Below are 20,281 nucleotides of genomic sequence, written 5' to 3'. Positions count from 1 at the left end.
GGTCAGGCCACGCGGAACTGCTCGTCGCGGGCGTCGCTGAGGAACATCTGCCCCGGTGCGTGCGTGATGGCGAACGGCGGACGGGAGGCCATGACCGCGGCCTGCGGGGTCACCCCGCAGGCCCAGAACACCGGGATGTCGTCCGGCTCGAAGTCCACCGGGTCGCCGAAGTCCGGGCGGCCGAGGTCGTCGACGCCCAGGCCGGAGGGATCACCGCAGTGCACGGGCCCGCCGTGCACCGCCGGCAGCAGACTGCTCTCCCGGATCGCCGCGGAGAGGTGCTCGGGCGGCACCGGCCGCATGGACACCACCATCGGCCCGCGCAGCCGCCCCGCCGGGCGGCACTGCCAACTCGTCACATACATGGGAACGTTGCGGCCCTGCTCGACGTGCCGGACCGGAACGCCCGCCGCCGTCAGCGCCCACTCGAACGTGAAGCTGCAGCCGATCAGGAACGACACCAGGTCACCGCGCCAGTGCGCCCGCACGTCCGTCGGCTCGTCCACCAGCTCGCCGTGCTCCCACACGCGGTAGCGCGGCAGATCGGTGCGCAGGTCCGCGTCCGGGGCGAGGACGGTGGCCGTGGACCCGGCGTCGGTGACGTCCAGGACCGGACAGGGCTTGGGGTTGCGCTGGCAGAACAGCAGCATGTCGTACGCCCAGTCGGCGGGCACCGAGATCAGATTGGCCTGGGTGTGCCCCGCGGCCACACCGGCGGTGGGGCCCGCCAGCCCTTCCCGGAAGCGGGCGCGCGCCGTGTGCGGGCTCCACGCGCGCGCGTGCTCGTCGGCCAGTGTCACAGGGCGGTCGTCCACCACGGTCGGCGGACGGTCGTCGGTGTGGTTCACTCCAGTTCCTTCCCACGTGTCTCCGGCAGCCCCAGCAGCGCCAGCGCCGCGATGCCGTAGCCGATCGCGCCGAAGACCAGCGCCCCGCCCACGCCCCAGCCGTCGGCCAGGAAGCCGACCGTCGTGGGGAAGACGGCACCCACGGCGCGTCCGGTGTTGTACGTGAAGCCCTGTCCCGTACCGCGCACCGCCGTCGGGTACAGCTCGCTCAGATAGGAGCCGAAGCCGCTGAAGATCGCCGACATGCAGAACCCGAGCGGGAAGCCGAGCACGAGGATCACGGTGTTGGCGCCGTTCGGGATGTTCGTGTACGCCAGGATGCAGATCGCGGACAGCAGCGCGAACAGCCAGATGTTGCGCCGCCGGCCCAGCCGGTCGGTGAGGTGGCCGCCGGTCAGATAGCCGATGAAGGCACCCGAGATCAGGAACGTCAGATAGCCGCCGGTGCCGACGACCGACAGGTCGCGCTCCGTCTTCAGATAGGTCGGCACCCAGGTGGCGAGGGTGTAGTAGCCGCCCTGGACCCCGGTGGAGAGCAGCACGGCGAAGAGCGTGGTGCGCAGCAGGCCCGGTGCTCCCGGCCGGCCCGGCCGGAAGATCGTCGCGAACGAGCCCTTCCGCGCGCTCTTCTCCCGCGCGGCGGCAGCCTCGGGAGCGTCCCGCACGCTGCGCCGCACCCACACCACGAGCAGCGCCGGCAGCGCACCGGTCCAGAACATCACGCGCCAGGCCAGGTCGTCGTCCACCAGCGAGAAGACCGCCGTGTACACGATCACGGCCAGTGCCCAGCCCACGGCCCAGGAACTCTGGACCGCGCCGAGGGTGCGGCCCCGGTGCCGGGCGCTCGCGTACTCGGCGACCAGGATCGCGCCGACCGCCCACTCACCGCCGAAACCGAGGCCCTGCAGCGCGCGGAACACCAGCAGCGTCTCGTAGTCGGGCGCGAAGCCGCAGGCCACGGTGAACACCGCGTACGTGATCACGGTCAGCAGCAGCGCCTTGACCCGGCCGATGCGGTCGGCCAGCACACCGGCGAGGGCGCCGCCGACCGCGGAGACCACCAGGGTGACGGTGGTGAGCAGACCGGTCTGGCCGCTGTCCAGATTGAAGTACGCCGACAGCGCGACCATCGTCAGCGGCAGCGTGAAGTAGTCGTACGAGTCCAGGGCATAACCGCCGAACGCGCCGCCGAAGGCGCGCCGGCCGCGCGGTCCCAGTGCGTGCAGCCAGCCGAACGCCCCGTCGTCGGGGGCGTGTTCGGGCGGTGCGGGGCGTGGGGTGTCGGTCAGGGCCCGCGGGGGAGGGGGCGTGCTCATGAGCACCTCGCAGAGGGAGGACGGAGGGTGCGGGAAGGGGTGAGCCGTGCCACTGCCCAGCAAGGTAGAGGATCGTTGAACGATCCTTCAATACCCATGTTGTCTCGTACTTCCGCGTGCGATTGAATTCCGGCATGGCAGAGCGGATGGGCGGACTGGCCGACGACCGTGCCCTGTTGGGCCGTACCAGCACCGCCGAACGGGTCGCGGACATCCTCAGGAGCCGTATCGCCGAGGGCTACTTCCCGCCCGGCACACGGCTGTCGGAGGACAGCATCGGCGGCGCGCTCGGGGTCTCCCGCAACACGCTGCGCGAGGCGTTCCGGCTGCTCACGCACGAACGGCTGCTCGTCCACGAGCTGAACCGGGGTGTGTTCGTCCGGGTGCTGACCGTCGAGGACGTCGAGGACATCTACCGCACCCGCCGCCTCGTCGAGTGCGCCGTCGTGCGCGGGCTCGGCGACCCGCCCTACCCGCTCGACGCGCTCACCGAGGTGGTGGAACAGGGGCGTGCGGCGGCGCGTGAAGGTGACTGGAAAGGCGTGGGTACGGCCAACATCCACTTCCACCGGGAACTGGTGGCCCTCGCCGCCAGTGAGCGCACGGACGAGCTGATGCGCAGCGTCTTCGCCGAACTGCGGCTCGCCTTCCACGTCGTGGACGAACCCCGACGGCTGCACGAACCGTACATCGCCCGCAATGTCGGCATTCTTCAGGCCTTGCGGGACGGGGACCGCGACAGGGCCGAGGCGCTGCTGGCGGCCTACCTCGAGGTCTCGCTGGAGCGGGTCGTCGAGGTGTACCGGCGGCGCGTCGGCGAGGACGGCCAGGACGGCCGGCCGGTGGTGTGACGACCGTCGCGCCGGGGCGCAACACGGTCGTTTGGGTCGTTGTCAGACCGAGGACCTAGTCTGTGCACCGTGACTTCGCCTGCATCGACGGACAGCGTTCCGCCCCAGCTCAGCGCGGGGCCGCGGCCCGCGCCGGGCCCGGCCGCCGACGAAGGGCTGGCGCGGCGGCTGCGCGCGCTCGCGTGCACCGCGCCGCTGCACGACCTTGACGCGCGCAAGGCCAACCTCGCCGGCGAGTACTCGGTGTACGGCATGGCGGAGATCGCCCTCGCGGGCATCGACCTCGTCACCCTGAACATGGACTTCGACACGGGCGCCGACCACGACCAGATAGTCGCCCGGCTCATCCCGCGCATCGCCGCCCAGGCGCCGCGCCGCCCCGCCGCCGAGCACGAGCGGGTGGCCCGCTGGGTCCTGGAGAACCTGATCAACGTCGGCAGCGTCGACCGCGGCTTCCGCGCGGTGTACGGCGTGTTCGGGGCGGACGGCACCTATGTGCGCCGCGACTACGACTTCAAGCTGATCGAGGAGGTCCCCGGCCCCGGTGGCACGGTGTACCTGCGGACCACCGACGAGGCGGTCAACGTCCTGGTCGGAGCCCTGGACACCGATGTCACCAGCGCGCAGATCGCCGCCGAGGTCAAACTGGAGGTGCTGATCAGCCGGGGCAGGCTCGCCGACGCCCAGCTCGCCGCCGAGCAGGCCCGCTACCGGACCGTGCAGTACTCCGAGACCCTGCGCCGGGCCCTGGACGCCACCCGCCGCAACGTCCGCGCGGTGGACTGGCTGAGCGCCGTGCCCGACATGATCGCCGAGGCCCTCGACCACGTGGCGGACCGCTACCGCCACGAGAACGCGATCCTCACCAACATCCGCAAGGCCCGCGACGAGACCGAGGAACCCGAGCACAAGCGCCGGGCGGCCGAGCTGGTGGACATCGTCAAGGACTGCATCCGGCGCCACACCCAGCTGCAGTCCCGGCTGCTGGAGGCCGGCCCGCTGTTCCGCGCGGAACAGGACCGGCAGGCCTTCGCCACCCCCGCGTCGGCCTCGGGCACCGACCTCTACGGCCACCTCCTCGCGCCCCTGCTGCCGCTGCCCGTGGAGCGGGCGGCCCGGGTCACCGACGCCTTCTTCGCCCACGGCACCGGACTGCGCACCCCGGTCTCCGTCCGGGTCGCCGACCTCGTCGAGATCCTGCTGACACCGCCCGTGGAGCGGGAACACCTCGGCGCCGAGATGCCCGAGCCCGACCTGATCGCCACGCCCGACGACAGCCGCTTCAGCGAGGAGCAGCTGGCGGCCGCCACGGAGCTGCTGGACCTGCCGGCCGACGCACCGCGCCGGCTCTCCGGACTGCTCGCCGACGCCCGCCGCCAGGACCCCGAACTGCCCTACCTGGTCGCCCTGCTGGCCATCCACGCCGCCAGCCCCCCGGTCGGCACCGCCTACCGCCAGGGCGAACCGAAACTGCTGTTCGCCGTGGACGACGGAACCGACCTCGACGACCCCGAGTTCGGCGGCGCCGACCTCATCGTCGGCACGGCCCTGCTGGACGCGGCGGGGATGGCCGCGGACCGGTCGGAGGCGGCATGACGGAGCAGGCAGTCCGAACCGAGGTGTCCCAGAACAAGGAGTCCCGACCGTGACCGAGCACGTCGAGTGGAGTGAGCCGGAGGCCGTAGCCGCACCGGCGAGCGCCGCCGTCACACCCGCCGACGCCGCCGACGCCGCGCGGCTCGTCGCCTTCGGCCTGCAGCCCAAGCTCCAGCCCGCCCGCGACCAGGAGTACGCCGACCTGCTGCGCCGCTACCGCGAGGACCCGCCGTTCGCGCGGCTCGCCGACGCCGTGGCCACCGGCCTCGGACTGATCGTGCTGGAGGTGTCCCCGCGCGCCGGCATGGCCGTCACCGCCGCCGAGGACTCCGTCTTCGCCGTCCGCATGGGCGACTACGCGCGCCGCACCTCCGCCGACGGCAGCGACAGGTTCCTGCACGGGCTCGCCCACCTCGCCGTCGCCGCCATGGCCTTCCCGCGCCCCGAGGACCTCGTCGACGACGGCTACATCGGGCGCGTCACGGTCAACGGTGTCGACGCCTTCGTCCGCCAGGCCTGCCACCGTCTGGAGGAGCGGGCCGCGGAGCAGGGCGAGAACACCGATCCGGCCAGCGACGCCCCCGGCCTGGAGGCCGCGTGGCGGATCTGGGCCAGACGCAGCTCGACCGGCGCCACCAAGGACGCACGCCGGCTCGCGGGATCGACCACCGGCATCGTCGCCAAGGCCGTCGGCTTCCTCACCGACTCCGGCTTCCTGCAGCGCACAGGCGACGACAACGGCGGCACGTACCGCACCACGGCCCGCTACCAGCTCCAGGTCCGCGACATGGCGGGCGGCGCCGCCATGGCCGAGCTGCTGGAGCTGGGCGTCGTCCCGGTCACCGACGGGACGCCCACCCTGCTGCCGCCCGAGGACGGCGACGACCTGGAGCTGGTCGCCGACGCCGGCCTGCCGTTCCACTCCGCCTGAACCCCCGTCTCACGAAGCCTCACGAGAGTCCGCCATGTACGAGCTGTCCCGGGTCCGCCTCTACTCCATCGGGCCGGCCGGTGCGCGCTACGCCGACACCGTGCTCGACCTGCGCGGTGTCGGCGGGGCCGTGCCCGACCCCGCGCCGACGCAGGCGGAGTTCTTCCAGGAGGAGCCCGTCGGCCCGCCGCGCCGGCCGGCGCCCGCCGGGGTGCTCTTCCTGGAGAACGGCGGCGGCAAGTCGGTCCTGCTGAAACTGATCTTCTCCGTGATGCTCCCGGGTCACCGCAACACCCTCGGCGGCGCCAGCTCCGGTGTGCTGCGCAAGTTCCTGCTCGCCGACGACTGCGGCCATGTGGCGCTGGAGTGGCAGCACGTGCAGACCGGCGAGTGCGTCGTCGTCGGCAAGGCCAGCGAGTGGCGGGGCCGCCAGGTCTCCAACGACCCCAGGAAGTTCGCCGAGGCCTGGTACTCCTTCCGGCCCGGCCCCGGTCTCAGCCTGGACAACCTCCCGGTCGCCGAGTCCACGGCCGTACGGCCGCCGGTCGAGGGCCAGTCGGGCGCGCGGGGACGGCGCCGCACCATGAAGGGCTTCCGGGACGCCCTCACGGAGGCCGGCAAGAACTACCCGCACCTGGAGGTGCACTGGGAGGAGATCCACGAGCGCTGGACCGAACACCTCGGCGAGCTGGGACTCGACCCGGAACTCTTCCGCTACCAGCGGGAGATGAACGCCGACGAGGGTGAGGCAGCCGGTCTCTTCGCGGTCAAGAAGGACTCCGACTTCACCGATCTGCTGCTGCGCGCCGTCACCGACACCCGGGACACCGACGGACTCGCCGACCTGGTCGGCGGCTTCGGCAACAAGCTGGGCCGGCGCGCCGAACTGATGGCCGAACGCGACTTCACCGCCGGGTCCGTCGACCTGCTCGGCCGGATCGTCGAGGCCGCCGAGGCCCGCACCCGCGCGCGGGAGATCCACACCGCCGCCGAGCGCCGCACCCGCACCCTGGCCCGCAGGCTCTCCGCGCGCGGCGCCCGGGAACGCGTCCGCGCGGCCGACCTGGCCGGGCGGGTCACCGCCGCCGCGTACGCCGTCACCCACGCCGAGTCGGCACGTGAGCACAGTGCGCTGATCTCCGCCGAACTCGCCTACCGGCACGCCTCCCTGGCGCTCGCCGCCGCCGAGAAGTCCGCCGCCGCCCAGAAACGCGAACTCGCCGACGCGCGCACCCTGTACTCGGCCTGGCAGGCCGCCGAGGCCGTGCTGCGCCACCGCGCCGCCGCCGACCGCGTCGCCAGGGTGTCCGCCGCCATCCAGGAGGCCGAGCGGGACGCGGCCCCCGCGCTGGCCGCGCGCGCCAAGGCCGCCGTCGACCTGGTACGCGCCCTGCACGCGGCCGCGCAGAACGCCGAGGACCTCGCCAACGAGGAGGAGGAGCGGTCCGCCGCCCTCCAGGAGGTCAGCGACGGCGCCTACCGCGACTCCACCGCCGCCGCCACCGAGGCACAGCGGGCCCGCAGCGAGGTCGGGCACCTGCGGCAGCGGCTCACCGAGGTCGAGCAGGAGACCGCCGAGGCCGTGCGGGCCGGCTGGCTCGACGACAGCGCTCCCGACGCCGACCCCGCCAGGGCCGCCCTCGCGGCCAGCGACGCCGAGAAGACGGCGGTCGCCGCCTGGGACACCGCCCGCGAGGCGGCCCGCCGGGCCACCGAGCACGCGCGGGAGGCGGCCGCCGCCGAGAGCCGCGCGGAACTCACCGCGGCCCGCGCGGCGGACGCGGCCACGGCGGCCGAGCGCGCCCACGAGGGCGAGCGCGGCACGGCCGAGGCCCTCGCCGCCGAGCAGCGGCTGGCGGAACTGCTGAGCCTGCCGGGAGCCACCGGCAGGCAGCGGGCGAATGTGTCGGGCCGACGCACGGACGCCGACCGCGTGGTGGGCGATCCCGACACCGGATCCTCCCCCGGCGAGGGCGCCCTGACCGCCGAGGAACTCGACCGCTTCGCCGACGAGCTGCGCGAACTGCTCGACGACGCCGTCTCCTCCGCCGAGCGGCAACTGTTCGACCTGCGGACCGCTGCCGCGGACGACGCCCGCATCCTCGGCGCCCTCGGCGACGGCGGGCTGCTGCCGCCCGGCCCGGACGTGCTGGCCACGGTCGAGTTCCTCGGCGAACACGGCATCCCGGCCCTCCCGGGATGGCGCTACCTCGCCCAGGCCGTCGACCCGGCCGACCACGCGCGCGTGCTCGCCGCCCGCCCCGAACTGGTCGACGGCGTCGTCATCACCGACCCGGACTCCCACCTCCGCGCCCGCGAGGCACTGAGCGACGCCGCGCTGCTGCCCCGGTCCGCCGTGGCCGTCGGCACCGCCGCCGCCCTGCTCGCCCCCACCCCCGCGCCGGGCACGGACACCGGGGACGTCTTCCTCGTACCGCCGAACCCGGCCATGCACGACGAGCACGCCGCCGACGAGGAACGGCAGACCCTGCGCGCCCGGGCGACCGAGCGGGACGAGGAGATCCGCGCGCTCGCCGCCCGGCTCGGCAAGGACCGGGAGCTGGCCGCGCGGCTCGCCTCCTGGCGCACCGGCTGCCCCGCCGGGCGGCTCACGGAGCTGGCCGGTACGGCCCACGAGGCACGGGCGTTCGCCGAGGAGTCCGAGGCCGAGCTGGCCGAGGCGCGCACCGTGCGGGCGGAGGCCGAGGAGGCCGCCGCCGAGGCCGTCGGCGTCCGTGACGAGCGGCAGGAAGCCGCGCAGAAGGCCCGGCGCGCGGCCGACGCCCTCGCCGGACTCGCCTTCCGGCTGCGTGAACGGGCCGGCTGGCAGGTCAAACTGCGCGAACTCGCCGACGACGCGACCGAGGCGGAAGCCCGCGCCCAGACCTGCCTGGAACGGGCGCGCGCCGCCGACGAGGACCGGCGCGGCGCCCAGCGGGCCGCCGACGACGCCCGGCGCACCGCCCGTGCGCTGCGCGCCGAGCGCTCCGAGATCGCGGGCGCCCCCGACGACGTGCCCGAGGACGGCACCGGAGTGCCGCAGTCTTCCCTGCCCGCCCTGCGCGAGGCCTACCGTGCCGCGTCCCAGGTGTACGAGAAGGTCGGCGTCGGCGCCGATCTGCGTGCCGAACAGGCCCGCGCGGAGAGCGACGAGAGCGCCGCCCGCGCCGAACTGGACCGGCTCAGCAACAAGGTCCGCACCCGCGCCGAGCAGTTGCTCCAGTCGCCCGACGGCTCCGACGGACCCAGCCGGCAGGCCGCCGCCGCCCGTGCCGAGGAGCTGGTGCAGCTCCTGGAGACCCGCATGTCCAGCGCGAGCGAGCAGCTCGGACGGCTGCGCGGCGAGGCCGAACGGCTCGCGCCCGAGGACGGCGAGGCGCACACCGGGCTCCCCGAGGAACTGGTGCCGCGCGACGCCGAGCACGCACAGGCCCTCCTGCGCACCGCCACCACCGAACTCGCCTCCCGCAGCGAGGCCCTGAGTCAGGCCCGGGAGGCCCACGCCGAACTCCTCGACGCGCACCGCGCCGCCGAGGACGCGGCCGGCGGCTTCGACGAGATCGCCGCCCTGCTCCGCGACCTGCTGCGCGAACACGCCCCCGAGGAGGAGCAGGAGCAGCCCGAGCCCTACCCGGGAGGCCTGGACGAGGCCCGGCAGTCCGCCGCCGAGTCCCGCCGCTCGCTGCGCGGCTGCGCCGCCGATCTGTCCGCCGCCGAGTCCGCCGTGCGCGAGGCGAGCGACATCCTCGTCCGGCACGCCAACTCCACGCGCTACGAGCAGGTCCGCACCCCCGCACGTCAGCAGATCCGCGAACTGCCCGCCTCCGCGCTGCCCGAGCACGCCCATAAGTGGGCGGACGCCTTCGCACCCCGGCTGCGGGTCCTCACCGACGAGCTGGAGCAGCTGGAGCGCAACCGCGACTCGATCGTGGACCGGCTGCGGGGCCTGGTCGAGTCCGCCCTCGCCACCCTCCGCTCCGCCCAGCGGCTGTCCCGGCTGCCGGAGGGCCTCGGCGAGTGGTCCGGGCAGGAGTTCCTGCGCATCCGCTTCGAGGAACCCGACCAGGCCACCCTCACCGAGCGGCTCGGCGAGGTCGTCGACGAGGCGACCCGGGCGGCCGTCAGGAAGAACTCCGACCTGCGGCGCGACGGCATGTCCCTGCTGCTGCGCGGGGTCGCCGCCGCCCTCCAGCCGAAGGGCGTCGCCGTCGAGATCCTCAAGCCCGACGCGGTGCTGCGCGCCGAACGCGTCCCCGTCGGCCAGATGGGCGACGTGTTCTCCGGCGGTCAGCTGCTCACCGCGGCCATCGCCCTGTACTGCACGATGGCCGCACTGCGCTCCAACGACCGCGGCCGGGACAAGCACCGCCACGCCGGCACGCTGTTCCTGGACAACCCCATCGGCCGCGCCAACGCCACCTACCTCCTGGAGCTCCAGCGCGCGGTCTCCGACGCGCTCGGCGTCCAGCTCCTTTACACCACCGGTCTGTTCGACACCACGGCGCTCGCGGAGTTCCCGCTGGTCATCCGGCTGCGCAACGACGCCGACCTGCGGGCCGGCCTGAAGTACATCAGCGTGGAGGAACACCTCCGGCCGGGACTTCCCCAGCAGGACCCGGCGGAGGAGGCGCACAGCGAGATCACGGCGACCCGCATGTTCAAGCGGCCCGCGGCGGCGAGCGGCTGACCAGGCGGCGTCCCGGACACGGCTCAGAAGCCGTAGCCCATGCGCCGGGACAGCTCGGCCGCCGCCGTCGCCGTCCGGCTGCCCAGCTCGGGCAGCCGGTCCGCACACAGCCGGTACACCGGCCCCGAGACACTGATCGCCGCCATCACCGTGCCGTCGTGCGAGCGGACCGGCGCCGCGACGGCCGCGAGCCCCAGTTCCAGCTCCTCGAGCGTGGCGCCGTACCCCCGCTCGACCACCGTCTCCAGCTCACCGCGCAGTTCCGACGCCGCGACGATCGTCCGCTCCGTGAACCGGCGCAGCGGGCGGGCGAGGTGGCCCTCACGGACGGCGGGTGGCAGGTGGGCCAGGAACACCTTGCCGCCGGCGGTGGCGTGCAGCGGGGTGCGCCTGCCGAGCCAGTTCTGCGCGGTGACCGACGCCGTGCCCCGGGCCTGCATGATGTTGACGGCGGCGTCGTCGTCCAGCACCGCTATGTTCACCGTCTCGCCCAGCTCGTCGGCGAGCTCCCGGCACACGGGGACGCCCTCCTGCGAGATGTCCAGCCGCACGGCGGCCGCTCCCGCGAGGCGCAGCACACCGGCACCCAGGTGGTACTTGCCGCGGTCCTTCGTCTGGGCCACAAGACCGCGGTTCTCCAGGACACCGAGCAGCCGGAAGGCCGTGGACTTGTGCACGCCCAGTTCGCCGGCGATCTCCGTGACCCCCGCCTCGCCGTGCCTCGCCAGGATCTCCAGCACACTCACCGCACGGTCCACCGACTGCACGGCACTCGTCGTGCCCCTCCCGTTCCCCCCGGGCTGTTTCCGCTCGCCGGTCATGGCTCGGCTCTCACCATCTGTCGGTAACCGTTGCGCAGGGCACCCTCCGGCGCGCCATGTGCGACTTCAGCGTATCGAGGGCCCCTGCCACGGCGAGCGAGCGGTCTCAGGGGTGCGACAGCTGCCCGGCTCCGCCCCGACGGCGTATTCGAGCCTGCGCCCGCTGGGCGGCCCGCTGCTGACGGCGGGCGCGGCGCCGCTCGCGCCGCAGGGCCCGCGCGGTGCTGCTGGGCGCGGACACCACGCCATTGCGCTGATTCCAGACCTGACGGGTCACCCAGACGTCCAGGACTCCCCAGGTCGCCAGGATCGTACTGACGACACTGCTGATGACCATGGGGAACGCCAGCCAGGACTCGGCCAGCGTGCACAGGAAGGCCACCATGGCCTGAATCAGCGTCACCGAGATGATGAGCACCGCCCGCACGGCCGCCGTCCGCACCGGGTCCGGCAACCGGCGCCGCCGGGCCGGCTCCTCGACCCACAGCGGCCGGTATGAGGCCTTCCCGCTGAAGCCGCCGGGCTCGCCGGTACTCCCTCTGTTCCCCCGCGCCGCGGCGCCGCGTTCGCCGGCCGTCCCGCGCCCGGACGCGGCTGCACCGGATCCGGGCGCCCCGGCATCCGACCGCGTCGTCACCTGCGCCGCCGCGCCCTCCTCGGGCGCCTCGCGCCGCTCCGCCGTGCCCATCAACGTGTCACTCCCCACCGCCAGCAGACCGCCCACTCGTGTCCGAAGACCCGGATCTCCAGTGGCTGCCCGGCTTGCGCCGTTCTACGCCGCCCAGGTGCGGGACACGGCTCTTGTGGCCGATTCCGCCCCCATTTCCCACAGAGAAGGACGAACGGCACGCCGTGAAGATTCCCGACTTGAAAAGAAACCGGCCAACCGTCCTCTCCTGTCCCGGAGATCGACCCCAGGAAGGTGCCCCGGATTCCGGGAGGCAATCTCCCGCAATGCCCGGACAACTCCCCATCTCCCGCCCCAGGTACGGAACTACAGCTTCCGGACGGCTCTTCGAGTTCACCCCGGCGCGGTAGTAGGCTCGCGCCGTTTGTTGACGCACATGTGTACCTCCGGCCGGTCGGGGGTCGAGCTGGGGGAGGCCATGCGCTTTCGCGGGAAGTCCATCCGCCGGAAGATCGTGGCGCTGCTTCTCGTGCCGCTGTTGTCCCTGACGACGATCTGGGCCTTCACCACGGTACTCACGGGCCGCGAGGCAAGCCATCTCTTCGACGTGTCGTCGGTGATGGAGGAGGTCGGCTATCCCGTCGAGGACACCGTCCGCGTCCTCCAGCAGGAGCGCCGGCAGACCCTCGTCTACCTCGCCGACCCCCGCGCCTCCGACGGCCTCGCCGCACTCCGGCGCAGTCGCTCCGCCACCGACGACGCGGTCGCCGGCGTCCGCAGGAGCGCGGTGGACACCGATGTGCGCGAGGCCATGCACGGGGACTCCGACGAGCTGAGCGCGGTACTGGACTCCTTCGAGGGCATCGAGTCCCTGCGCCGCAGCGTCGAGGACGGCACCGTCGACCGCTCCCAGGCCCTCGACCTCTACAACCGGCTGATCGACCCGTGCTACATCCTGCTGGCCAGTCTGCACGTGGTCGACGACGTCGAGCTCGACAAGCAGTACCGCGCCCTGGTCAGTCTCGCCCGCGCCCGCGAACTGCTCTCCCGCGAGGACGCCCTGCTCGGCTCCGCCCTGATCGTCGGCGAACTGTCCCGTGCCGAAGTGCGGGACATCTCCGACCTCGTGGCCCAGCGCACCCTGATGTACGACGCCGGTCTGCCGCAGCTGCCCGCGTCCGAACGCGACCGCTACGAGACCTTCTGGAAGAACGCCGCGTCCGCTCCGCTGCGCGTCGGCGAAGAGGCGGCCGTCTCCTCCGGCGCCGGGGAGCCCCGCGGGATCACGGCCAAGAGCTGGGACATCGCCGCCGGTAATGTGCTCTCCGAACTCGGCACCCTCAACGACCAGGCCGCCGACCGCTACCAGGACCGCGTCCGCCCCGTCGCCATGGGCGTCATCACCCAGGCCGTCATCGCCGGTGTCCTCGGACTGATCGCCCTCCTGGTCTCCCTCGTCCTCTCCGTGCGCGTGGGCCGCGGACTCGTCCGGGACCTCCGGCAGCTGCGCCTGGAGGCCCACGAGGCGTCCGGCGTGCGACTGCCCAGCGTGATGCGCCGCCTCTCGGCGGGCGAACAGGTCGACGTCGAGACCGAGGTCCCGCGCCTGGAGTACGACAAGAACGAGATGGGAGAGGTCGGCCAGGCCCTCAACACCCTCCAGCGCGCCGCAGTGGAGGCCGCCGTCAAGCAGGCCGAACTGCGCGCCGGTGTCTCCGAGGTGTTCGTCAACCTCGCCCGCCGCAGCCAGGTCCTGCTGCACAAGCAGCTCACCCTGCTGGACACCATGGAACGCCGGACCGAGGACACCGAGGAACTCGCCGACCTGTTCCGGCTGGACCACCTCACCACCCGTATGCGTCGGCACGCCGAGGGTCTGGTGATCCTCTCCGGTGCCGCGCCCTCCCGGCAGTGGCGCAAACCCGTCCAGCTCATGGACGTCGTACGCGCCTCCGTCGCCGAGGTCGAGGACTACGAACGCATCGAGGTCCGCCGGCTGCCGAGGGTCGCCGTCACCGGCCCGGCCGTGGCCGACCTCACCCACCTCGTGGCCGAACTGCTGGAGAACGCCACGGTGTTCTCCCCGCCGCACACCGCCGTCCAGGTCCTCGGCGAGCGCGTGGCCAACGGCTTCACCCTGGAGATCCACGACCGCGGGCTCGGCATGGCGGCCGACGCCCTCCTGGACGCCAACCTCAGACTCGCCGAGACCCCCGAGTTCGAACTCTCCGACACCGACCGGCTCGGACTGTTCGTGGTCAGCCGCCTCGCCCAGCGACAGAACGTCCGGGTCTCCCTGCAGCCCTCCCCGTACGGCGGCACCACAGCGGTCGTCTTCATCCCCGACGCGCTGCTGACGGACGACGTCCCGGACACCAACGGCGTCGGCTTCCGCCTCGACCGCCCCCGGCGCTCCACGGACCGCGAACCCGAGGAGAGCCGCCGCGCCGCCCTCTCCCAGGTGCCCGTACAGCTGCCCCGGCTCCCCGCCTCGCTGCTGGACGGCCCGGTCGAACTGGAGGCCCCCGTCGATCTGGACGCGCTCGACGGCTTCCCCGGAGCCCTGGGCGACGAGGACAGCCGGCGCGGCGGCCTCTTCCGCTCCCGCCGCTCCCTCACCGGCACCCAGGAGGAGCGGCCCGGCCGCGAGCACCATCAGCAGACCCCCGACACGTCCGAGGGCGCGGATCCGGACGGGGACGACCGGAGTGCCCCGGTTCCGTTGACCCGCAGGGGAGCACCCAAGCTGGTCAGCTCCCACGGGCGCCCGGTCCGTGAGGCGCGCGCCCGTGCGGAGCGCACGGAGGAGGGCACGCCCTCCGCGTCCACCCGGCCCGAACTGGAAGCAGCGTCTCCGCTGCCCGCCCGCCGACGCGGTGAGGACCCCGCGGGACGCCGGGGTACCGGCCGCCCGGGTGCGGAGGAACTGTCCCCGCTCCCCGCACGCCGCCGCACCGAACGGCTCTCCTCCGACGCCGAGCGCGAACAACCGGACGCGGAGTCACTGCCTCCGCTGCCCGCCCGTCGACGGGGCCCCGACCCCTCCGGTCCCAGGACCGGAACCGGGGACCGGAGCGACACTCCGGCGCCCTCCGGCCCCGTGCGCGACGACCGGCCGGAGCCTCCTGCCGGCCTTCCCCGGCGCACCCGCCGTCCCGCCATCGCGGCGAGCGGCCCCGACGACTCCTCACCGGCCACGGACGGCGAGGACACCGACGCCGTACGACCCGACGGCGGATCGCTGCCCCGGCGTGTACGGCAGGCCAGCCTCGCCCCGCAGCTCAAGCGCGGTGCCGAACCTCGGAACGAGGACAGGGCCCGGCCCGTTGAACGGGATGCCGACGAAGTCCGCAGCCGCATGGCCTCGCTCCAGCGCGGCTGGCAGCGCGGCCGCGAGGAGAACGCCGCCGGCGACGAAGCCGACAGCGGCACAGCACCACGACGAACGAACAAGGGGGACGGTCGATGACCGCACCGAGGGCCACCGGCCACACCACGACCGACAAGGGGGAGCTGAACTGGCTCCTCGACGACCTGGTGGACCGCGTCGCCAGCATCCGCAAGGCGATCGTGCTCTCCGGCGACGGCCTGCCCACGGGCGCGTCGAAGGACCTCACCCGTGAGGACAGCGAGCATCTGGCCGCCGTCGCCTCCGGCTTCCACAGCCTCGCCAAGGGTGTGGGCCGCCACTTCGAGGCCGGTGACGTCCGGCAGACCGTCGTCGAACTCGACGAGGCGTTCCTCTTCGTCACCGCCGCCGGCGACGGCAGCTGCCTCGCCGTCCTCGCGGACGCCGACTCGGACGTCGGGCAGGTCGCCTACGAGATGACGCTCCTCGTGAAGCGGGTCGGTGTGCATCTGGGCGCCGCTCCGCGCACCGATCTGCCCTCGGGCGGGTAGTGGGATGACATGAGCGCTGACGGGCAGAGCAGGAGCCACTGGTTCGACGACGAGGCCGGACCGGTCGTCCGTCCGTACGCCATGACGCGGGGCCGCACCACCAGTGCGGCCCAGCACCGCCTCGACCTGATCGCGGTGGTCGTCACGGAGCCGCACGCGGACGATCCGGAGGACGATCCCACGCTCTCCCCGGAGCACGTGGACATCGTCGAACTGTGCCGCGACACCTCGCAGACGGTCGCCGAACTCTCCGCCGAACTCGATCTGCCGATCGGAGTGGTCCGGGTCCTCGTCGGAGATCTCGTGGAATCGGAATTGGTCCATGTGAACCGGCCGGTACCCCCGGCCGAGCTGCCGGACGAGAGTATTCTGCGCGACGTGATCAACGGCCTCCGGGCGCTGTGACCGGCGCGGAAGCGGGATAGTGACGTGACAGGCTGGCAGTTCTGGGTCGACCGAGGCGGCACCTTCACCGACATCGTCGCGAGGCGCCCCGACGGCCGGCTGCTGACGCACAAGGTGCTGTCCGACAACCCGGCTCCGGAGCACACCCGGCGCCACGGGGGCCGGGGGACACGCGGCACCGACGCGGCGGTCGTGGGCGTCCGCGAACTGCTGGACGGATCCGACGACCCCGTCGACGCCGTACGCATGGGAACCACCGTCGCCACCAACGCCCTCCTCGAGCGCAAGGGCGAACGGACCCTGCTGGTCGTCACCCGCGGCTTCCGCGACGCGCTGCGCATCGCCTACCAGAACCGCCCGCACATCTTCGCCCGCCGCATCGACCTGCCCGAGCTGCTGCACGAGCGGGTCGTCGAGGTGGACGAACGCATCGCCGCCGACGGCACCGTCCTGCGCGCCCCCGACCTGGACGCCCTCACCGGACCGCTGCGACAGGCGTACGACGACGGCATCCGGGCCGTCGCCGTGGTCTGCGTGCACAGCCATCTCCACCCCGCCCACGAACGAGCGGTCGGGGAACTCGCCGCCCGCATCGGTTTCCCGCAGATCTCGCTGTCCAGCGAGGTCAGTCCCCTGATGAAGCTCGTCCCGCGCGGCGACACCGCCGTCGTCGACGCCTACCTCTCGCCCGTGCTGCGCCGCTACGTCCGCCATGTCGCCGACGAACTCGACGGCGTACGGCTGATGTTCATGCAGTCCAACGGCGGCCTCACCGAAGCCGGCCAGTTCCGCGGCAAGGACGCCGTCCTGTCCGGGCCGGCCGGCGGCATCGTCGGCATGGCCCGCATGTCGCAGCTCGCCGGCTTCGACCGCGTCATCGGCTTCGACATGGGCGGCACCTCCACCGACGTCTCGCACTTCGCGGGCGAGTACGAACGCGTCTTCACCACACAGATCGCCGGGGTCCGGCTGCGCGCGCCCATGCTGGACATCCACACCGTCGCCGCCGGCGGCGGTTCGGTCCTCCACTTCGACGGCTCCCGCTACCGCGTGGGGCCGAACTCGGCGGGCGCGGACCCGGGACCCGCCTGCTACCGGCGCGGCGGCCCGCTCACGGTCACCGACGCCAACGTCATGCTCGGCCGTGTCCAGCCCGCCCACTTCCCCACGGTGTTCGGCCCGGACGGGGACCAGCCCCTCGACGCCGCGCTCGTCCGTGACCGTTTCACGGACCTCACCCGCGAGATCCACGAGCGGACCGGCGACAACCGCACCCCCGAGCAGGTCGCCGAGGGCTACCTGCGGATCGCCGTCGCCAACATCGCCGGCGCCGTGAAGCGGATCTCCGTGCAAAAGGGCCACGACATCACCCGGTACGCCCTCACCACCTTCGGCGGAGCGGGCGGGCAGCACGCGTGCACGGTCGCCGACTCCCTCGGCATCCGCACCGTCCTCGTCCCGCCCATGGCCGGTGTCCTGTCCGCGCTCGGCATCGGCCTGGCCGACACCACGGCCATGCGGGAACAGTCCGTCGAGGCCCCCCTGGAACCGGCCTCCATGCCCGGCGTCCACAGGACCGCCGACGACCTCGAAGCCGCGGCCCGCGCGGAACTCCTCGCCGAGGACGTCCCCGAGGAGCGCGTCGAGGTCACCCGCCGCGCCCAGCTCCGCTACGACGGCACCGACACCACTCTTACCGTCGAGCTGACCGAGCCCGGCACGATGCGGCACACCTTCGAAGAACGTCATCGCGCCACGTACTCCTTCACGCTCGACCGCCCGATCGTCGTCGAAGCCCTCTCCGTCGAAGCCACCGGCATCACCGAACCCCCCGATCTCTCCGCCCTCGCTCCCTACGAAGGCACCCCCGGGCACCGCGCCGAAATCCCACGGACCGTCCGCCTCCACACCGGCGGCACCTGGCGCGACGTACCCCTCCACCGCCGCGAGGACCTTCCCCCCGGCGAAACCGTCACCGGACCCGCGATCATCACCGAGTCCGGCGCGACGACCGTCGTCGACGACGGCTGGCGGGCCGCGGCGACCGACGACGGGCATCTGGTCATGGAACGCGCCGCGGTCACGCAGAGTTCCGAAGTGGACACAGAAGCCGACCCGGTGCTGCTCGAGGTCTTCAACAACCTCTTCATGTCCATCGCCGAACAGATGGGCGCCCGTCTCGAGTCCACCGCCCAGTCCGTCAACATCAAGGAGCGCCTGGACTTCTCCTGCGCCCTCTTCGACCCCGACGGAAACCTGGTGGCCAACGCCCCGCACATCCCCGTCCACCTGGGCTCCATGGGCACGAGCGTCAAGGAGGTCATCCGGCGGCGCGGCCCGGCCATGCGCCCCGGCGACACCTACGCCGTCAACGACCCGTACCACGGCGGCACCCACCTGCCCGACGTCACCGTCATCACCCCGGTCTTCGGCACCGGGCCCACCGACGGCACGGAGAGTGACCGGAAGGTCCTCTTCTACGTCGCCTCACGCGGCCACCACGCCGAGATCGGCGGCATCGCCCCGGGCTCCATGCCGGCCGACAGCCGTACCATCGACGAGGAGGGCGTCCTCTTCGACAACTGGCTGCTCACCGAGAACGGCCGCTTCCGCGAGGAGGAGACCCTCCGCCTCCTCACCGAGGCCCCCCACCCCTCCCGCAACCCGAGGACCAACCTCGCCGACCTGCGCGCCCAGATCGCCGCCAACCACAAGGGCGTCGACGAGGTCGGCCGCATGATCGAGAACTTCGGACTCGACGTCGTCCAGGCCTACATGAAGCACGTCCAGGACAACGCCGAAGAGGCGGTGCGCCGCGTCGTCGACGCCCTCGACGACGGCGCGTACGCCTACGAGACCGACTCGGGCGCCGTCATCCGCGTACGCGTCCGCGTGGACCGCGACAACCGCCGCGCGACCATCGACTTCACCGGTACGTCCGCCCAGCTGTCAACCAACTTCAACGCCCCCTTCTCGGTCGTCAACGCGGCCGTCCTGTACGTCTTCCGCACCCTGGTCGCCGACGACATCCCGCTCAACGACGGCTGCCTGCGCCCGCTGGACATCATCGTGCCGCCGGGCTCCATGCTGGCTCCCGAGCCACCGGCCGCCGTCGTCGCGGGCAACGTGGAGACCTCCCAGGCCATCACCGGCGCCCTGTACGCGGCCCTCGGCGTCCAGGCGGAGGGCTCCGGCACCATGAACAACGTCACCTTCGGCAACGCCCGCCACCAGTACTACGAGACCGTCGCCTCCGGCTCGGGCGCCGGAGACGGCTTCCCCGGCGCCTCCGTCGTACAGACCCACATGACCAACTCCCGGCTCACCGATCCCGAGATCCTGGAGTGGCGACTTCCCGTCCGCCTGGAGGAGTTCGCGGTGCGCCGCGGCAGCGGCGGCGCCGGACGGTGGCGCGGCGGGGACGGGGCCGTGCGCCGGATCCGCTTCCTGGAGCCGATGACGGTCTCCACACTGTCCCAACACCGCAGGGTGCCCCCGTACGGCATGGCGGGAGGTGCCCCCGGTGCACCGGGCGCCAACCGGGTCGAGCGAGCGGACGGCACGGTCGTCCCGCTCGCCGGCAGCGACTCGGCGGACGTCGGCACCGGCGACGTACTCGTCATCGAAACCCCCGGCGGCGGGGGATACGGCCCGCCGCCCGAACCCCATCGAGCAGGAGAAGAGATCGATGATCTTCGGGCGTTCTGAGCGCGGCAAGCCCCCGGTCGAGCCCGTCACGCTCAAGATCCTGGTGGCCGGCGGCTTCGGCGTGGGCAAGACCACGCTCGTCGGCGCGGTCAGCGAGATCAGGCCGCTGCGCACCGAGGAACTCCTCACCGAGGCCGGGCGCCCGGTCGACGACACCTCCGGTGTGGAAGCGAAGAACACCACCACCGTGGCCATGGACTTCGGCCGCATCACGCTCCGCGAGGACCTGGTGCTGTACCTCTTCGGCACGCCCGGCCAGGAGCGGTTCTGGTTCATGTGGGACGAGCTGTCCGAGGGGGCCCTCGGAGCCGTCGTCCTCGCCGACACCCGGCGCCTGGAGGACTGTTTCGCGGCCATCGACTACTTCGAGCGACGCGCCATCCCGTTCCTCGTCGGCGTCAACTGCTTCGAGGGAGCGGCGCGCTACCCGGCCGGCGACGTCCGCCGCGCCCTCGACCTCGACGACCACGTACCGCTGCTGATGTGCGACGCGCGGGACCGCGAGTCGGTCAAGGAGACCCTCATCGGCGTCGTCCAGCACGCCATGGCCCAATCCGCACAGCGACGCCAGACGGTCACCACCTGACACG

Annotated in this window: 13 protein-coding genes; 9 read left to right on the top strand and 4 right to left on the bottom strand. The window is 72.9% G+C overall.

What is annotated here, in order from left to right; genetic code table 11:
• Positions 1 to 2 precede the first annotated feature (2 nt).
• Positions 3 to 848 (bottom strand): putative hydro-lyase, encoded by an 846-nt coding sequence (locus ACFV5H_RS31800; protein WP_385058011.1) that lies wholly within the window; start codon positions 846 to 848, stop codon positions 3 to 5.
• The gene (locus ACFV5H_RS31795; protein WP_385058013.1) at positions 845 to 2,164 is read right to left on the bottom strand and encodes an MFS transporter; all 1,320 of its coding nucleotides are present in this window, start codon (positions 2,162 to 2,164) and stop codon (positions 845 to 847) included. Before ACFV5H_RS31795 ends, ACFV5H_RS31800 begins: the two co-directional genes overlap by 4 nt.
• Before the next feature lie 134 nt (positions 2,165 to 2,298).
• On the opposite strand from ACFV5H_RS31795, the gene ACFV5H_RS31790 reads away from it, so the two are divergent.
• The 4 genes from ACFV5H_RS31790 to ACFV5H_RS31775 all read left to right on the top strand — a co-directional run bounded on the left by ACFV5H_RS31790 (position 2,299) and on the right by ACFV5H_RS31775 (position 10,229).
• A complete protein-coding gene (locus ACFV5H_RS31790) occupies positions 2,299 to 3,015 on the top strand; it encodes a GntR family transcriptional regulator (RefSeq protein WP_385058015.1) in 717 nt (238 codons plus the stop codon).
• Positions 3,016 to 3,084: 69 nt separating this feature from the next.
• Positions 3,085 to 4,611: a hypothetical protein gene (locus tag ACFV5H_RS31785; protein ID WP_385058017.1), complete on the top strand. Its 1,527-nt coding sequence runs from the start codon at positions 3,085 to 3,087 to the stop codon at positions 4,609 to 4,611.
• A 49-nt stretch (positions 4,612 to 4,660) separates the two neighbouring features.
• The gene (locus tag ACFV5H_RS31780) at positions 4,661 to 5,542 is read left to right on the top strand and encodes a hypothetical protein (RefSeq protein ID WP_385058019.1); all 882 of its coding nucleotides are present in this window, start codon (positions 4,661 to 4,663) and stop codon (positions 5,540 to 5,542) included.
• Positions 5,543 to 5,576: 34 nt separating this feature from the next.
• Positions 5,577 to 10,229: a hypothetical protein gene (locus ACFV5H_RS31775; protein ID WP_385198368.1), complete on the top strand. Its 4,653-nt coding sequence runs from the start codon at positions 5,577 to 5,579 to the stop codon at positions 10,227 to 10,229.
• Positions 10,230 to 10,252: 23 nt separating this feature from the next.
• On the opposite strand, the gene ACFV5H_RS31770 is transcribed toward ACFV5H_RS31775, so the two are convergent.
• On the bottom strand, positions 10,253 to 11,050 hold the full coding sequence (locus ACFV5H_RS31770) for an IclR family transcriptional regulator (protein ID WP_385057510.1): 798 nt from the start codon (positions 11,048 to 11,050) through the stop codon (positions 10,253 to 10,255).
• 106 nt (positions 11,051 to 11,156) lie between these two features.
• Positions 11,157 to 11,738 (bottom strand): hypothetical protein, encoded by a 582-nt coding sequence (locus ACFV5H_RS31765; protein WP_385057512.1) that lies wholly within the window; start codon positions 11,736 to 11,738, stop codon positions 11,157 to 11,159.
• A gap of 418 nt (positions 11,739 to 12,156) precedes the next feature.
• Between ACFV5H_RS31765 and ACFV5H_RS31760 the strand changes: the two genes are divergently transcribed.
• Genes ACFV5H_RS31760 through ACFV5H_RS31740 form a run of 5 tightly spaced genes read left to right on the top strand, consistent with a single transcriptional unit; the run spans position 12,157 to position 20,277 of the window.
• Positions 12,157 to 15,147, top strand: coding sequence for a nitrate- and nitrite sensing domain-containing protein (locus ACFV5H_RS31760; protein ID WP_385057513.1), 2,991 nt, complete (start codon positions 12,157 to 12,159; stop codon positions 15,145 to 15,147).
• The gene (locus tag ACFV5H_RS31755) at positions 15,144 to 15,578 is read left to right on the top strand and encodes a roadblock/LC7 domain-containing protein (RefSeq protein WP_217129918.1); all 435 of its coding nucleotides are present in this window, start codon (positions 15,144 to 15,146) and stop codon (positions 15,576 to 15,578) included. The genes ACFV5H_RS31760 and ACFV5H_RS31755 overlap by 4 nt, the downstream gene beginning before the upstream one ends.
• Positions 15,579 to 15,587: 9 nt before the next feature.
• Positions 15,588 to 15,983 (top strand): DUF742 domain-containing protein, encoded by a 396-nt coding sequence (locus tag ACFV5H_RS31750; protein WP_385057515.1) that lies wholly within the window; start codon positions 15,588 to 15,590, stop codon positions 15,981 to 15,983.
• Between the two features lie 24 nt (positions 15,984 to 16,007).
• Positions 16,008 to 19,691, top strand: a complete 3,684-nt coding sequence (locus ACFV5H_RS31745) for a hydantoinase B/oxoprolinase family protein (RefSeq protein ID WP_385198367.1) — start codon at positions 16,008 to 16,010, stop codon at positions 19,689 to 19,691.
• A complete protein-coding gene (locus ACFV5H_RS31740) occupies positions 19,672 to 20,277 on the top strand; it encodes an ATP/GTP-binding protein (protein WP_385057517.1) in 606 nt (201 codons plus the stop codon). The genes ACFV5H_RS31745 and ACFV5H_RS31740 overlap by 20 nt, the downstream gene beginning before the upstream one ends.
• Positions 20,278 to 20,281: the final 4 nt, after the last annotated feature.

The sequence above is a fragment of the Streptomyces sp. NPDC059787 genome (genome assembly GCF_042732315.1).
GTDB classification, from domain to species: Bacteria; Actinomycetota; Actinomycetes; order Streptomycetales; family Streptomycetaceae; genus Streptomyces; species Streptomyces atrovirens.
This window is presented reverse-complemented; position numbering and strand designations above follow the sequence as displayed.